General features: G+C 71.1%; 10 protein-coding genes. 6 read left to right on the forward strand and 4 right to left on the reverse strand.

Features of this window, described 5'->3' with window-relative positions; all coding sequences use genetic code 11:
- Positions 1 to 20: 20 nt before the first annotated feature.
- Entirely contained in the window at positions 21 to 641 is a 621-nt protein-coding gene (locus tag IE273_RS23485) for a LysE family translocator (RefSeq protein ID WP_189817123.1), read from the reverse strand.
- The gene (locus IE273_RS23490; RefSeq protein WP_229887410.1) at positions 635 to 1,777 is read right to left on the reverse strand and encodes a diaminopropionate ammonia-lyase; all 1,143 of its coding nucleotides are present in this window, start codon (positions 1,775 to 1,777) and stop codon (positions 635 to 637) included. The genes IE273_RS23485 and IE273_RS23490 overlap by 7 nt, the downstream gene beginning before the upstream one ends.
- A gap of 161 nt (positions 1,778 to 1,938) precedes the next feature.
- On the opposite strand from IE273_RS23490, the gene IE273_RS23495 reads away from it, so the two are divergent.
- The gene (locus IE273_RS23495; RefSeq protein ID WP_189817124.1) at positions 1,939 to 2,859 is read left to right on the forward strand and encodes a LysR family transcriptional regulator; all 921 of its coding nucleotides are present in this window, start codon (positions 1,939 to 1,941) and stop codon (positions 2,857 to 2,859) included.
- A gap of 111 nt (positions 2,860 to 2,970) precedes the next feature.
- Here the strand turns inward: IE273_RS23495 and IE273_RS23500 are convergent, their stop codons facing one another.
- On the reverse strand, positions 2,971 to 3,969 hold the full coding sequence (locus IE273_RS23500) for a LacI family DNA-binding transcriptional regulator (RefSeq protein ID WP_229887438.1): 999 nt from the start codon (positions 3,967 to 3,969) through the stop codon (positions 2,971 to 2,973).
- Positions 3,970 to 4,235: 266 nt separating this feature from the next.
- Here IE273_RS23500 and IE273_RS23505 point away from each other — a divergent pair, with 266 nt between their 5' ends.
- The 5 genes from IE273_RS23505 to IE273_RS23525 all read left to right on the forward strand — a co-directional run bounded on the left by IE273_RS23505 (position 4,236) and on the right by IE273_RS23525 (position 13,200).
- Positions 4,236 to 5,570 carry an ABC transporter substrate-binding protein gene (locus tag IE273_RS23505; protein WP_229887411.1) on the forward strand — a complete coding sequence of 445 codons (1,335 nt, stop codon included), beginning with the start codon at positions 4,236 to 4,238 and terminating at the stop codon, positions 5,568 to 5,570.
- A gap of 7 nt (positions 5,571 to 5,577) precedes the next feature.
- Positions 5,578 to 6,525: a carbohydrate ABC transporter permease gene (locus IE273_RS23510; RefSeq protein ID WP_189817126.1), complete on the forward strand. Its 948-nt coding sequence runs from the start codon at positions 5,578 to 5,580 to the stop codon at positions 6,523 to 6,525.
- A 47-nt stretch (positions 6,526 to 6,572) separates the two neighbouring features.
- Positions 6,573 to 7,379, forward strand: coding sequence for a carbohydrate ABC transporter permease (locus tag IE273_RS23515; protein WP_229887440.1), 807 nt, complete (start codon positions 6,573 to 6,575; stop codon positions 7,377 to 7,379).
- 38 nt (positions 7,380 to 7,417) lie between these two features.
- Complete coding sequence (locus IE273_RS23520) at positions 7,418 to 10,147, forward strand: glycoside hydrolase family 38 N-terminal domain-containing protein (protein WP_189817128.1); 2,730 nt, start codon at positions 7,418 to 7,420, stop codon at positions 10,145 to 10,147.
- A gap of 74 nt (positions 10,148 to 10,221) precedes the next feature.
- Positions 10,222 to 13,200 carry a glycoside hydrolase family 2 TIM barrel-domain containing protein gene (locus IE273_RS23525; RefSeq protein WP_189817129.1) on the forward strand — a complete coding sequence of 993 codons (2,979 nt, stop codon included), beginning with the start codon at positions 10,222 to 10,224 and terminating at the stop codon, positions 13,198 to 13,200.
- 6 nt (positions 13,201 to 13,206) lie between these two features.
- Here IE273_RS23525 and IE273_RS23530 read toward each other — a convergent pair whose 3' ends face one another.
- Positions 13,207 to 15,642 carry a SpoIIE family protein phosphatase gene (locus IE273_RS23530; protein ID WP_189817130.1) on the reverse strand — a complete coding sequence of 812 codons (2,436 nt, stop codon included), beginning with the start codon at positions 15,640 to 15,642 and terminating at the stop codon, positions 13,207 to 13,209.
- Between the last annotated feature and the right edge of the window lie 102 nt (positions 15,643 to 15,744).

The following is a 15,744-nucleotide window of genomic DNA, read 5'->3' on the forward strand; positions in this document are numbered from 1 at the left end:
CCGCACACGGTGGGTGCCGGTCAGCCGGAAGTGGTGGCGACCGCGAGGCCGAGGCCGATCAGGGCGGCGCCCGTGGTCAGCCCGAGCGCACGGCGGATCCGTGGCGTGTGCAGGACCCGTTCCGCCTTGGACAGCAGGAGCACGTAGCCGCTGAGCCAGGCGACGGTGAGTGTGCCGTGGAGGAGCACGAGGAGCGCCATGGCCCACGGAGCGGGGAGCTGAGGAGGGGCCAGCGTGGGCAGCAGCCCGGTGTAGAAGACGGCGATCTTCGGGTTCAGGACGTTGCTGACCAGTCCGGTCCGCCAGGCGCTCCCCACGGCGGCAGGACCGGCATCCGTTCGGCCGGCCGGTGCCGGGCGGCGGTGCTGCCACAGCGCCTGCGCGCCCAGGAACACCAGGTAGCCGGCGCCCAGGAGCCTGACGGTCAGGTAGGCCGCGGGCGAGGCGGCGAGCACGGCCGCGAGCCCTGCCACGGTCAACGCGCCCCAGAGCAGCAGCCCGGTGACGATCCCGCCCACGGTGCGCAGCCCGTCCCCGGGACCGGCCACGAGCGCACGCCGGGTCACCACCGCCATGTCCGGGCCGGGCACGAGGGTCAGCAGTCCCAGGACGCCGAGCGCCACCATCAAGTGGGTCAGCACGCCGCCGCCCTCCTGGAGTGCGGGTTGGCGGCGGTGCCCTCGGTGCTCAGCAGCACGACGACCGAGGACGGCCCCAGCCCCAGCGCCGTACGGCGTTCCTCGGCCCCGACGCCGGTGAGCGCCGCGCGCAGACCGGCGAGCGACGCGGCCCCGCAGGGGCCCGAGGAGACACCGGCGGCGGCCAGAACACCGGCCTCGCGGGCGCTGTCGGCGTCCGCGACGGCGACCGCCGCGTCCAGCCCGTCACGCAGATGGGGCCACGCGATGCCGGACGGGGTGCCGCAGTTCAGCCCGGCCATGGTGGTCTTGCCCGTGGGGACGCTGACGGGTGCGCCGAGGGTGAGGCTCTCCAGGACGCACGGCGCGGTCTCCGGCTCCACCGACAGCAACGCCGGGGCGTGCCCGCAGGGGCGGCTGCGGTAGTGGGTGACCACGGCCTGTGCCAAGGACCCCACGCCCACCGGTATGGAGACGAGATCGGGGCCTTCGGCGACCCCTTCGGCCGTCAACTGCTCGTCGATCTCGGCGCACAGGGTGGAGTAACCCTCGACGATCCACCGGGGGATCTGCTCGTAACCCGGCCAGGCGGTGTCCTGGACCAGGACCGTGTCCGGCGCGGCAGCCGCCTCGGCCGCCAGGCGCACGGCCTCGTCGTACGGCCCCGGGACCTCGGTGACCTTCGCCTGTTCGGCGACGATGGCCGCCACGGCCTGGGGGTGCACGCCCTGCGGAACGAAGACGTGGGCCTCCTGACCGAGGCGGCGAGCCGTGCGGGCCACCGCGCGGCCGTGGTTGCCGTCGGTGGCGGTCACGAGGGTGACCGGGGCCTGTTCGCCGCCGTTCGCCGTTCGTTCGGCAAGGGCGCGGTGGACCGCCCAGGACGCACCCAGGGCCTTGAAGGCGGGCAGCCCCAGACGGCACGACTCGTCCTTGACGAAGACCCGGCCGACGCCCCACGCGTCCGCGAGCGACGGGAGTTCGGTCAGCGGGGTGGGCGCGTAGTCGGGCAGCGAGAAGTGGAAGGCCCGCACTTCGGACGGCGCGGGTTCACACCGCCAGGCACGGGCACCGGGGCGCGCGAACCACGGCAGCGTACGGGAGGAGGGGGTGTTGTCAGGCACAGGGTTGTCAGGCACAGGACCAGGGTGCGGCGCGCCCCTACGATCGGTCCAGCGAATGTTTTCGACCTATACTCATCGGCGGACCCGAACGAACGAATGCGTTGGCAGAGATCGGCAAATCGACCCGGTCGGCCGATCGGCTGTCGGTCCGCGCGGGCGAGGAAGGCGAGCGTGCCATGTTCGATCTGCACCGGCTGCGCCTGCTCAGGGAACTCAAGCACCGCGGCACCCTGGCGGCCGTCGCCGCCGCCCTGTCCTACGCCCCCTCCTCCGTCTCCCAGCAGCTCTCCCAGTTGGAGACCGAGGTCGGCGTCCCGCTGCTGGAACCGGTCGGGCGGCGGGTGCGGCTGACCGAGCAGGCCGAGATCCTCGTCGCCCACACCGAGGCGATCCTCGAACGCCTGGAGCGCGCGGAGGCGGACATCGCCGCCTCGCTGTCCGACCTGACCGGCACCCTGCGCGTCGCCGCGTTCCAGACAGCCGCCCTGGCCCTCGTCCCGACCGCGCTCGGCCTGCTGCGTGACCAGCACCCGCGCCTGCGCGTCCACGTCACGCACATGGAACCGGAAAGGGCCCTGCCCGCGCTGCAAGCCCGCGACTTCGACCTCGTGCTCGCCGAGGAATACCCCGGCAACCCCAACCCGCGGCCCGCCGAACTCGAACAGGAGGACCTGCTCGACGACCCCCTGCACCTCGCCCTGCCGAAACCGGCCGGCACCAGGGAAGCCGACGGTCCGACCGCGGCGCTGCGTTCCCTCGCCGACCACCCCTGGGTGATGGAACCCGAGGGCACCGCCGCCCGGCACTGGGCCATGACCCTGTGCCGCAACGCCGGCTTCGAACCGGACGTACGGTTCGAGACCACCGACCTGCTGCTCCACCTCCGCCTGGTCGAGCGGCAACACGCCGCGGCCCTCCTGCCCGGCCTCGTCTGGACCGGACAGCCCCCGACCGTCACGCTGCGTCCGCTCCCCCGCGGTCAGCGCACGCGCCGCATCTTCACTGTCGTACGCCGTGGCCGCGGCCGGCACCCTGCCGTGCGGGCGTGCCGGGAAGCCCTCCGCCGAGCGGTCGGTCTGCGCTCCGACCGCGCCTGAGGGAACGAGCGCGGCGGCCGGCGGTTCCGTCGGTGTCTCCGTGGGCCGGCGCCATGTGCGGGACGAGGCACGGATCGAGCACCACGGAACCACGTCGTGTGAGTGGCAGACCTACGTGGACGCGCGGAGCCGGAGTTCCGCGCGGGCCACGAGGTCGTCGGGGGCCAGTGGACTGTCGCCGGTCAGGAGACGGGCCGCTTGTTCGACGGCGAGCACTCCGAGCCGGCGGATGTCCAGAGCCACGCTGGACAGTGGGGGCTCGACCAGCGTGCCGAGCGTCACTCCGTCGAAGCCGATCACGGCCAGGTCGCGCGGAACCAGGCGTCCCGTCCGGCGCGCGGCACGGAGCGCGCCGATGGCGATGACGTCGTTGAAGGCGAAGACAGCGGTCACGTCGGGGTGTTGGGTGAGCAGGTGCTCCAGCGCCCGCTCACCGCCCTCCACGCTCTGCTCCGCGCGGCACACCGGTCCGTCATCGAGTCCGCAGGCGGTCAGCGCGTCGGCGAACCACGCGTGCCGCACGCTCGGCTCGGCCCGGGCAGCGTGGTCGAGCATGCCGATGCGCCGGTGCCCTGCCTGGACGAGGTGTGAGACGGCCGCCCTGACCCCGTCCCTTCCGTCGATGCGGATGGAGCTGAAGCGTTCGGCGTCCTCGGCCCGGTCGATGAGTACGACCGGCAGTCCCCGGGTCCACTGCTCGATCTCGCTCTCGGTCCGGCTGAAGTAGCCGACGACCGCGTCCACTTGGGAGGCGATCACCTGGAGGGTGCCGAGCTCCTCCTGTGCGCTGTCCGCGGTGTCGTAGACCAGGACGTGCCATCCGCGGGCACGAGCGGCTTCCAGCGCCGCCGCGGCGACCTCGGTGAAGAACGGGTTGAGCAGGTCGGGGATCACGAGACCGACGCTGATCGTGTCCTGGCGCACCAGCCCCCTGGCGAACCGGCTCGGTCGGTATCCCAGCGTCCTCGCGGCTTCGAGCACACGCTGCTTGGTGGAGTCGTCGATCTCCCCCTTGTCGTTCAGCGCGCGTGACACGGTCTGCCGGGACACCCCGGCAGCGCGGGCGACATCATGGATCGTCACCCTGCGGGACTCGGTCCCGGACGGCACTGTCACCCACCTCCCCATCGTGATCCGAGAGTCTTGACACTCAACCGCACCCGAGCGCAAACTTCCGAACGTTTTACAGCGCCCGTGAACGTTCCCGTGAACGCTCACGGACGGAAGTTACAGCAGCTTGCCCCTTCCCGCCACGGTGTTCGGGGACCGAATCCGACACCGTCGCGGCCGTCCATGTCCACCGCGGCATCCCGCCTGAGTGAGTCAACGTCGACCCGGCCGGCGCCAGTCGCCGGTCGTTCTCGGGAACGGAAAACATGAGCAGCACAGTCATGCGCACCCGCCTCGCCACCGTCGCCGCGGCAGCCGGTGTCGCCGTACTCGCCGCATGCTCCTCGCCCGCGCCGTCGGGCGAGGCGTCGGCGGCGTCCTGCACGCCTGCCAAGGGCAAGGTCACCCTCCAGTACTGGAACACCGTTCCGGGCATGGACAAGGTGGTGGACCTGTGGAACCAGCGGCATCCGGACATCCAGGTCGAGACGAAGAACATCTCCAACGACCAGTACGGCACCCTGGGAAACGCTCTGAAGGCGGGGAAGGCGCCTGATCTGGCGCAGGTCGGCTACGACGAACTGCCCAACCTGCGCACCCAGAACGCCTTCGTGGACGCCTCGGCCTGCAAGACGGCCACCGCGGCCAAGTCGAAGTTCGTCCCCTGGACCTGGTCCCAGACCAGCTTCGGCGGCACCGGTGTGTTCGCCATGCCGCAGGACACCGGCCCGATGGCCCTGTTCGTGCGCCGCGACCTCTTCGAGAAGTACCACGTCGCGATCCCCACGACCTGGGACGCGTACGCGTCCGCGGCACAGAAGCTGCACAAGGCGGATCCCGGCCTCGCCATCACGTTCTTCGACCCGAACAACGCCGAGTGGTTCAACGGGCTCCTCTGGCAGAACGACGCGAAGATGTACGGCTACTCCGACGACAAGTGGCAGGTCACCGTCGACTCGGCACGGAGCAGGCAGGTCGCGGCGTACTGGCAGAAGTTGATCTCCGGCAAGCTCGTGCGCACCGACCTCGCCAACGGTTCGACGCAGATGTACGCCGCGTACCAGAAGGACCGGATCGCCAGCTACGTCGGTGCCGCCTGGGGCTACAGCATGTTCCGCGACAACCTGCCCAAGCAGGCCGGCAAGTGGTCGGTCGTCCCGATGCCGACCTGGGGGACGGACGGCGCGTCCGGCGACTGGGGCGGGTCGACCGTCGCGTTCATGAAGGGCGGCAAGCACCTGTACGAGTCGGTGGAGTTCAACACCTGGCTGAACACCGATCCGGAGGCGCTCGCCATGGAGAACAAGCTGGGCGGCCTGTACCCCGCCGCCAGTGCCGGTCTCCGACTCCCCTCGCTGGAGAAGGGCGTCGCGTACTACGGCAACGAGAAGATCTTCGACGTCTTCGCCGACTCGTCCAAGAAGATCGACACCAGCTTCGCCTGGGGCCCCACGCAGAAGACGGTGAACCTGGCGTTGCAGGACGCGATGGCCAAGGCGGCGGCCGGCGACGGCACGCTCACCGACGCGCTCTCGGCCGCCCAGCACGCCGCGCTGACATCGATGAAGGACCAGGCGATCCCGGTCACGGCGGGCAAGTGACCGCGGCATGACCGACACCGCAGCCCGCGCGACATCCGTCGTGGCGCCGACCCGCGTCCGCCGCCGCCTCCGCGGCGGCGGACCCCGGGCGGGCACCGTCGCCGCGTTCCTGACACCCTTCTTCCTGCCGTTCCTGCTGTTCTACCTGGTGCCCGTCGGCTACGCGCTCTGGCAGAGCCTGCGGGTGGTGCGCCGCACCGGCGGGCAGTACGGGACCTCGTACACGGCCTTCGGTGGTTTCGAGCAGTACGCGCAGGTACTGCGGAACACCGAGTTCTGGTCCAGCATCGGCCGCATCGGGCTGTTCGGCGTCGTGCAGGTGCCGGTCATGCTGTTCGTCGCTCTGGTCATCGCGCTGCTGCTGGACACTCCGCTGCTGAAGCTCAAGGCGTTCTTCCGCATCACCGCGTTCATGCCGTACGCCGTGCCCGGAGTCATCGCCGCGATCATGTGGTCGTACCTGTACTCGCCCCAACTCAGCCCTGTCGTCGACCTGCTGAACGGCATCGGCCTCAAGCCGGACTTCCTCGGCCCGGGTGCCGTGCTGTGGTCGACCGCCAACGTCTCCACCTGGCTGTGGACCGGCTACAACATGCTGATCATGTTCTCGGCGTTGCAGTCGATCCCGCAGGAGCTCTACGAGGCCGCGAAGATCGACGGCGCGAGCAACTGGACGATCGCGTGGCGGGTCAAGGTCCCGATCATCGCTCCGTCGATCGTCCTGACCTCGGTGTTCTCGATCATCGGCACGCTCCAGCTGTACGCCGAACCGGCCGTGCTGCGCCAGATCTCCTCGAACATCTCCAGCACGTTCACGCCGAACATGCTCGCGTACACGGTGGCCTCCGGGAACAACTACCAGCAGGCCGCGGCCATTTCCGTGGTCATCGCGGTCATCACCTTCGTGTTGAGCTTCGGGTTCATGCGACTGACCTCGAAGAGGGCCGGACTGTGAGCAACCCCTCCGTGATCCGTGAGAGCCGCGTCAGCCGTACGGCCGTCATGGCCCTGATGCTCCTCCTGGCCGTCTACTTCCTGCTGCCCGTCTACTTCCTCGTCGTCGCCGCGACGAAGCCGCAGGGCGACCTGGCCGCCACCAACGGGCTGGTGTTCTCGCACTTCAACCTGTTCGAGAACCTCCGCGTCCTGTTCACCCGCAGCGACGGCGTCTTCGGCCGCTGGGCCCTCAACACCGTCGTCTACGCGGTGCTGGGCGCGGCCGTGGGCACCCTGATCTCCGCGCTGTGCGGCTACGCCCTCGCCAAGTTCCCCTTCCGCGGCCGGGAGGTGCTGTTCTCCGTCGTCCTCGGCGGCGTCCTCGTACCCACCACCGCGCTCGCCCTGCCGCTGTTCCTGCTGTTCTCGGCGACGGGGCTCGTCAACACCTACTTCGCGGTCTTCCTGCCCAGCATCGTCAGCCCCTTCGGCGTCTACCTCGCGCGCGTCTTCGCGAACGCGTCCGTCCCGCAGGAGCTGATCGAGTCGGCGCGGCTGGACGGCGCGGGTGAGTTCCGCACGTTCTTCTCGGTGGCGTTCCGGCTGATGACGCCGGCCCTGGTGACCATCTTCCTGTTCCAGTTCGTGGCGATCTGGAACAACTTCTTCCTGCCGATGGTGATGCTCCAGAAGGAGTCCCTGTTCCCGATCACGCTCGGCCTGTACGAGTGGAACGGCCAGACCGCCCGCGCGCCCCTGCTCCAGCAGTCCGTGATCACCGGCTCGCTGGTGTCGATCGTGCCCGTGATCATCGTGTTCGTACTCCTCCAGCGGTTCTGGCGCACCGGGCTCGCCGCCGGGTCCCTCAAGTGACGTCCGCCCCACCCCCCGCACAGAAGGTGTCTGTCGCCATGTCCAAAGCGGCTGTGTTCGTGCCCCACTTCCACTGGGACCGCGAGTGGTACGAGCCCTTCCAGGTGTTCCGGCACCGGCTCGTCACCGCCCTCGACACCGTGCTGGAGACGGCCGAGGCGGACCCGGACTTCCGGTTCACCGTCGACGGTCAGATGGCCGCGATCGAGGACTACCTGGAGATGCGCCCGGAGAACCGCGACCGTCTCGCGGCCCTGGTCGGCGAGGGCCGGCTCGCCATCGGGCCGTGGCTGATCCTGCTCGACGAGTTCCTCTGCTCCGGCGAGACCATCGTCCGCAACCTCCAGCTCGGGTGGGCGGTCGCGGAGGGCCTGGGCGGGGCGATGCCCATCGGCTATCTGCCGGACATGTTCGGCCACATCGCGCAGATGCCGCAGATCCTGGCCCGTGCCGGGATCGAGCACGCGGCCCTGTGGCGTGGTGTGCCCGGTGCGGTCGAGGGTCACGCGTTCCGCTGGCGCGCTCCCGACGGCTCCGAAGTGCGCACGGAGTTCCTCTTCGACGGCTACGACAACGGCCTGGACCTCCTGCTGGTACCCGACCGGATCGGCCGCGCGCTCGGCGAGTACGCGGAGATGACGGCCCGGCGGTGGGGCGGCGACCCGGTGCTGGCGATGGCCGGCACCGATCACTCCGCGCCCGACCCGCGGCTCGCGGCCTGGTTGCGGCGCGCGGCCGGCCCGGACCGCGCCATCACCATCGCGACACTCGACGAGTACGTCCGCCGGCACGTGCGCGACGAGCCGGTCACCGTCGTCACCGGTGAGCTGCGCAGTCATGTGCGCGGCAACATCCTGCCGGGCGTGCTGTCCGTCCGGCTCGGGCTCAAGCAGCGGATGGCGGTGGCCGAGCGCATCGTCGACCATGCCGAGCGGGTGAACGCATCGTGGTCACGGCGGGACGACTCGCCGTTCCTCTCGCTCGCCTGGCACAAGATCATCGAGTCGACGGCCCACGACTCGGTGGTCGGCTCCGGCACCGACGAGACCTGTACCCAGGTCGAAGCACGGCTCGCCGAAGCCGCGCAGATCGCGCGCGCCGTCCGGGACGCGGCGCTCGCCGAGCCCGCCGCCCTGGTGCCGAGCGACGGTCATCTGGTCGCCAATCCGCTGCCGTTCCCCCGCGAGGCGCTGGTCGAGGTGGAGGTCGCGGCCCCGCCCGGGGGGACCACACTGGTCGCCACCACCGCGGACGGCCGCGAACAGCCCGTGCAACTGGTCTCCGAGGCCCCGACCGTGCTCAGCGACGAGCGCGTGGACGCCTCGCAGCTCGAACGCGTGCTGCGCCGGATCCATCGCCGGGAACTCTTCGGCCGGCTGATCGACCACTACGAACTCACCCCGGGCTCACTCGTCTTCCACCTCGCCGAGGTGCCGACCAGCGGACCGTTCGACCTGCTCATCCTGCGCCGGGACGTCGCCGCCGCCGCTGCCGCGCATCCGGGTGAGTGGCGGGTGCTGACACTGGAGGAGGCCCGCGCCACCGCGCTGGTGCCCGTGCGCGTCCCCGCCTGCGGGCTGGCGAGCTTCCGGGTCGCGCCGAGCGACCGGCCTGCCGCCCCCGCGATGGCACCCGCTCCGGCGACGGCGACGGGCCGCACACTGGCGAACGGGCTGGTCGAGGCCGAAGTCGCCGAAGACGGCACCTTGAAGGTGACCGGGGCCGACGGCACCGTGCTGAGCGGGGTCGGCCGGCTCGTCGACGGCGGTGACCGCGGCGACAGCTACAACTACGCTCCTCCGGCCCATGACGTGCTCGTGTCGGAGCCCACGGAGATCGGTGTCGAGCTCCTCGAAAGCGGCCCGCTGCGTGCGAGAGTGCGCGTCACCCGCGTCTACGAGTGGCCCGCGGAGCTCTCCTCCGACCGCGATCTGCGCAGCGGCCGGACCGTGCCCACGCCGGTCGAGACGCTGGTGGAAGTGCGCGCCGGGGAGCCGTTCGTCCGTGTCTCCACCGCGTTCCTCAACCAGTCCGCCGACCACCGGCTGCGCTTCCACGTGCCGCTGCCCGCACCCGTGGACACGTCGGCCTCGGCCGGGCAGTTCGCCGTCACCGAGCGCGGGCTCAGTGCCGAGGGCGGCTGGGGCGAGTACCCGATCCCGACCTTCCCGGCGAGTTCCTTCGTGTCGGCCGGCGCCGCCCACGTCCTGCTCGCGCACTCCAGTGAGTACGAACTCGTCGACGGCGGCTCCGAACTCGCCCTCACCCTGCTGCGAGCCATCGGCTCGATCAGCGTCAACATCCATCCCCTCCGTGACGAGCCCGCGGCGAGCGAGATCCCCGCACCGGGTGCGCAGGACCTGGGCATGCGCATCGAGAACCGGTTCGCGGTGCTGCCCTCGGCGGACGGCTGGGAGGGTGCGGAGGCGGTCGCGCGCGCCGAGGAGTTCCGCAACGACGTACTCGTCACCCGTGGGACCGCCCCCGCCGGGGGTCACCTGCCCCCGGACGCGACCGGCATCCGGGTCGACGGCACGAACGTCCTCGTCTCGGCCGTTCGCCGGGTCACCGACGCCGATCGCGGCGCCGGTACCGAGATCCGGCTGACGTCGATGAGCGACACGGGGTCGCACGTCCGCGTCACCGGCCCGTTCACGGAAGCCACCACGGTCGACCTGCTGGGCAGGCCCCTGTCCGGGACGCCGGTGCGGGACGGGCTCCACCTCGACCTCGCCCCGTGGGAGATCCGCACCCTGAGGGTGCGCTGACCGGTCGCCCCGGTCACTCGACCGCGCCCGCTCGCGCCCTCGCACACCCGCACCCGAGAGAGAGTGGTGACCTCGTGTCCCCCAGGCTTCCCTCCCATGTCACGGACCTCGCACCCGGCCGTGGGGCATTGCGTCCCGCGCGGTCGTGGCTGCACTCCGACGCCCCTTCCCGGTCACTGAACGGTCCCTGGCGGTTCCGGCTGTCGCCCACGGCGTCGGAGGCCGAGGACTTCGCGGCCGAGGGTTTCGACGACCGCGGCTGGGACAGCATCCCGGTCCCCTCCCACTGGGTGCTCCAGGGCGACGGAGCCTACGGCCGGCCGCACTACACCAACATCCGGTACCCCTTCCCGCTCGACCCGCCCCACGTGCCGGACGAGAACCCCACCGGCGACTACCGACGGCACTTCGACCTGCCCGCCGACTGGTCGGACGCCGAGCGCGTCCTGCTGCGGTTCGACGGGGTCGAGTCGCTCTTCAGGGTGTGGGTGAACGGCGTGGAGATCGGCAGTGCCAGTGGCAGCCGGCTCGCCCACGAGTTCGACGTCACCTCGGCGGTGCGCCCGGGCGACAACGTCGTCGCGGTACGGGTGCACCAGTGGTCGGCGGCCAGCTACCTGGAGGACCAGGACCAGTGGTGGCTGCCGGGCATCTTCCGGGACGTCACCGTGATCGCCCGGCCCGCCGGAGGCATCGAGGACGTCTGGTTGCGCACCGGGTTCGACGACGGACGCGGACGCATCGACCCCGAGGTCACGGCCGAGGCGGCGGCGTTCCCGGTCACCCTGCGCATCCCCGAACTCGGCGTCGAGCAGGTCTGGGCGACGCCCGCCGACGTGGCCCCCCTCGGCGTCGCCGGCGTGGAGCCCTGGTCGGCCGAACAGCCCCGCCTCTACGACGCCACCGTCTCGACGGCCGCCGAGAGCGTCGCCCTGCGTGTGGGGTTCCGCACGGTCGACATCAGGGGCGACCGGTTCCTGGTCAACGGCCGCCGCGTCGTGTTCCACGGGATGAACCGCCATGAGGCCCATCCCGAGCGCGGGCGCGTCTTCGACGAGGAGCACGCGCGGGCGGACCTGGCCCGCATGAAGCGGTTCAACGTGAACGCCATCCGCACCAGCCACTACCCGCCGCACCCGCGGCTGCTCGACCTCGCCGACGAACTCGGGTTCTGGGTCGTCCTCGAATGCGATCTGGAGACGCACGGCTTCGAGGACGCCGGCTGGGCCGGCAATCCCTCCGACGACCCGGCGTGGCGCGAGGCGCTCCTCGACCGCGTCGAACGCACCGTCGAACGGGACAAGAACCATCCCAGCATCGTGATGTGGTCGCTCGGCAACGAAGCGGGGACGGGAAGCAACCTCGCCGCCATGTCGGCGTGGGTCCACGCCCGCGACACCGAACGCCCCGTGCACTACGAAGGCGACCACACCGGCGAGTACACCGACGTCTACTCCCGCATGTACGCGTCGGTGCCGGAGATCGAGCAGATCGGCGCCGACGGGGCCCGCTCGGCGCTGGCGCACTGCACTCCGGCACAGAGTGCCCGCCAGCGCGCCAAGCCGTTCCTGCTGTGCGAGTACGCGCACGCGATGGGCAACGGGCCGGGAGGACTGGACGAGTACGAGGCGCTGGTGCACGCCTACCCGCGCGTGCACGGCGGTTTCGTCTGGGAGTGGCGTGACCACGGCATCCTGACCAGCGCCCCGGACGGGACACCGTACTACGCCTACGGCGGCGACTTCGGAGAGGTGGTGCACGACGGCAACTTCGTGATGGACGGCATGCTGCTGAGCGACGACGTGCCGACGCCCGGCCTCCACGAGTTCAAGGCGGTCGTGCAGCCGATCCGCTTCGACTTCGGCGACGACGGCGTCACGATCACGAACCTGCGGCACTCCGCCGACACCCGCGACCTCCGTTTCCGCTGGCGGGTCGAGCACGACGGGGTGCCCGTGGACAGCGGCGACCTGGAGGTACCCGTCGTCGCACCGGGCGGCTCGGAGCGGGTGCCGCTGCCACCGGTCCGGGTGTCGCCGGACGCCGAGACATGGTTCACGGTCGACGCGGTGCTGGCGGCCGGAACGGCCTGGGCCCCCGAGGGGCACGTGGTCGCGACGGCCCAACGGGACACCTCGGCACCCCGTACCGTTCCGGCGGCCCGGCCCCGGACCGACTGGCGGCCGGGAGACGGAACCCTGACGCTGGGGATCGCCGAGTTCGTCGACGGATCCCTCGTACGACTCGCCGGCCGCGCCGTGACGGGCCCACGGCTGGAACTGTTCCGGGCACCGACCGACAACGACGAGAGCGCGTCCGACCGGGTCGAGGACAGCGACGCCGCCATCGCCGGAGTGTCCAACGCCGATCTGTGGCGCCGCGACGGCCTGGACCGGCTGACGACGCGACGCGTGAGCGTGGAGCGGGCCGCGCGGTCCCTGCGCACGATCGACAAGGTCGCCGCGGCGGGCTCCGCCTCGTCGGTGACGGTGGAGTCCGTCTGGTCCCTCGACGAGGACGGGCTGGAACTGCTCGTGGAGATCGAGCCGTCGAGGGGCTGGCGGACGGTGTGGCCACGGATCGGTATGCGTTTCGGCTTCCCCGACGGCACGGCTCCGGTCGACGGCGCCGACTGGTTCGGTCTCGGTCCCTTCGAGTCCTACCCCGACAGTCTGCGCGCGGCGCGCACGGGTCGCTTCACCGCGGCCGTCCACGACCTCTCGGCCGGCTACGCGCGCCCCCAGGAGACCGGGCACCGCTCGCGGCTGCGGCGGCTGACACTGCTGAGCGGCGGCACCGAGGTGCTGCGCGTCGAGGCGGTCCCGGACAGGTCCGGTCGACGTCCGGGCTTCACCCTCAGCCGCCACACCCCCCAGGAGACCGCCCGGGCCAGGCACCCGTTCGAGCTCCCCGAGTCGACGACGAGCCACCTGATCATCGACGCGGCGCAGCACGGACTCGGTTCGCGGTCCTGCGGACCGGACGTGCGGCCTGGGTTCGCGCTTCGTCCTGAGGCCCGCACGATCAGACTGCGCCTCTCGGCGAGCCGCTGAACGGCGTCACTCCCGCGGCTCGGGCAGGCCGAGCAGGAGCAGCGTCACGTCGTCGTCGTGGGCGGCCGTGTCCGGGATGAGGCTGCCGACCAGGTGGGCCGCGGTCGCGTCCAGGGTGTCCGGATCGGTGGGAGCGTTCCTCGACACGCCGTCGAGGGCGTGGGTGAGGACGTCGATCCGCACCTCGATGTCGGTGCCGGGCCGCTCGACCAGTCCGTCGGTGTAGAGCGCGACGGTGCTGCCCGGGGGCAGCGGCTGGGTCGTCTCCTCGAACGGCACCGCGGCGCCGGACACCTCGTTGACGCCCAGCGGCACCCCGACCGGCGCCGGCAGCCGGTGGGCGGGCCCGTCCGGGGGCCGGGCGATGACGGGCATGTGTCCGGCCGAGCACAGGGTGACTTCGTGGGCTTCCTGGTCGATCACCAGGTAGACGCAGGTGACGAGCTGGTCCGCCAGGTCGCCGACGAACGCGTCCAGGCCGGTCATGAGCCGGCCGGGCGGTATGCCCGTACGGGCCAGTGCGTGGGAGGCGGCGCGCAGCTGGCCCATGACGGCCGCCGCCTCCAGGCCCCGGCCCATGACGTCTCCGATCATGACGCCGGTGCGGTGGGCGTCCAGGGGGATGATGTCGAACCAGTCGCCGCCCACCCCGGGGTCCTGGACGGACGCCAGGTAACGGTGGGCGCTGGGCAGGTGCGGCAGCCGGGGCGGCTCGCCCATGAGGCTGTGTTGCAGGGTGTAGGAGATGTGCCGCTGCTGCTCGTAGCGTCCGGCTCGTTCCGCTTCGATCTGCCGGCGTTCGGTGATGTCCCGTACGGCCATGAACATCACGGCTTCCTCTTCGTCCTGGAGGGTGCTGACGCTGACCTCGACGGGGAACTCCCCTCCGTCGCGGTGCAACCCGTACAGGTCCCGGTCCAGGACGATCGGCTGCGGATCGCGCCGTCGCAGATAGGCGCCCAGCAGTGCGCTGTGCCGCCGGCGCCGCGCGTCGGGCACCAGGCCGACGACCCTGGTGCCGACGAGGTCGTCCGGCCTGTGGCCGAAGAGTCGTTCCACCTGTGCGTTGGCCATGACGATGGTGCCGTCCCCGTCCGTGATCAGGGTGGCGTCGGGTGCGGATTCCAGCAGCGCGCGGAATCGCTGGTGGGACCGCTGGACCTCGCGCTCGGCCGCGACGCGTTCGGTGACGTCGATGACCACACCGCAGACGGCGTAGGGCCTGTCGGTCGCATCGGTGAGCGGGAACATCGTGGTGAGGACGTCCCGGGGGCCTATCGGCAGCGGCAGACGCTCCTGTCGCTGTACGGCGGTGCGTGCCGGCGTGCCGAAGTCGTCGGAGCTCACATGGCGTGCCAGGTCGACCGGCAGGACGTCCTGGGCGCGCCGGCCCAGGACCTGTTCGTACGACAGGCAGGTGTTCTCCTCGAATCGTGAGTTGACCGCCAGGAAGCGGCCGTCCAGGTCCGTGATGAACACCGTCGCGGGCGTGTGGTCCATGAAGGCCTGTAGCAGCTCGTTCTGCCGCACCTGCCATTCGGCCCGGGCGTGTGCCAGTTCGACTCGGCGGCCCACGGGCAGGGTGATGAAGACGACCGCGGTGAAGACGGTCACGTGCCCCCACACCAGCAGCGCCGTACCCAGCCGCCCCCCGTACAGCCCGGCGTCCTGACCCGCCAGGACGGCCCAGCCCAGCAGCAGCGGAACGATCAGGTTGGTGGAGATCAGCCGGCGCCCCAGCGGGCTCATGATGCCCGCGTTCATCAGCAGCCCGGCGAGACCTTCGTCCGGCCGGGCCAGGAAGGCGGCGATGCCCACCAGCACCAGGGCCAGCGCGGTGGGCAGGGCCATGTAGGCGCCGAACCGTTCCATCTCGGGTGCGTCGTAGGCCAGCCCGTACAGGCGCAGCAGGCCCAGGCCGAGGACGGACAGGCCCGAGACCTGGCTCGCCCAGGCGGGCAGTCGGCGCATGCTCAGGCCCAGGGACGCCGCGCCCGCGAGCGTCAGCGCCGCGGCCACGCTCGGTGCCATCCGTCCGGGTGCCCCGGTCATCAGCCGCACGCTGTCGTCTCTGAAGAGGAGCTGATCGATGCCGAGGCCGGTCCCGGTGAGGTACTCCAGCAGGGTGAGCCCGCCGATCAGGGCGGCCAGGCCCGCGGCCACGCGAGCCACGGCGATCGTCCGCCGGGTCATGGGCCCGCGGGCCGCCAGGAACAGCGAAAGACCCACCGCGACGAGAGCCACGGCAGTGTTCGGCTTCATGACCGGGGCACCGCCGGGCAGGGCGCTCTTCAGCACACCGATGCCAAGGATCCAGCCGGACAGGCCCACCGCACCGAGCAGGGCGCACAGCAGGGACGCTGCCCGGCCCCCCGCACGAGCGGCGGCCAGGACGGACTCGTGGAACGGCAGGCCTTCGGTCTGCTGCCTTCGCCTCTCCACATCATCACCTTTACGGACAGATGACTTAAGTGGCACGAAGCTACTTCAACATTCACAAATATGTACAGGCTTGTTCTGGGAGGACCGGGGTGTTATGCGCGC

The sequence above is a fragment of the Streptomyces olivaceoviridis genome (assembly GCF_014650115.1).
Taxonomy (GTDB): Bacteria; Actinomycetota; Actinomycetes; order Streptomycetales; family Streptomycetaceae; genus Streptomyces; species Streptomyces olivaceoviridis.

Bases quoted from the DNA above. Each gene is read 5' to 3' on its own strand.
- IE273_RS23515 (WP_229887440.1), top strand. From the start codon at position 6,573: ATGGCCCTGATGCTCCTCCTGGCCGTCTACTTCCTGCTGCCCGTCTAC.
- IE273_RS23495 (WP_189817124.1), top strand. From the start codon at position 1,939: ATGTTCGATCTGCACCGGCTGCGCCTGCTCAGGGAACTCAAGCACCGC.
- IE273_RS23505 (WP_229887411.1), top strand. From the start codon at position 4,236: ATGAGCAGCACAGTCATGCGCACCCGCCTCGCCACCGTCGCCGCGGCA.
- IE273_RS23510 (WP_189817126.1), top strand. From the start codon at position 5,578: ATGACCGACACCGCAGCCCGCGCGACATCCGTCGTGGCGCCGACCCGC.
- IE273_RS23520 (WP_189817128.1), top strand. From the start codon at position 7,418: ATGTCCAAAGCGGCTGTGTTCGTGCCCCACTTCCACTGGGACCGCGAG.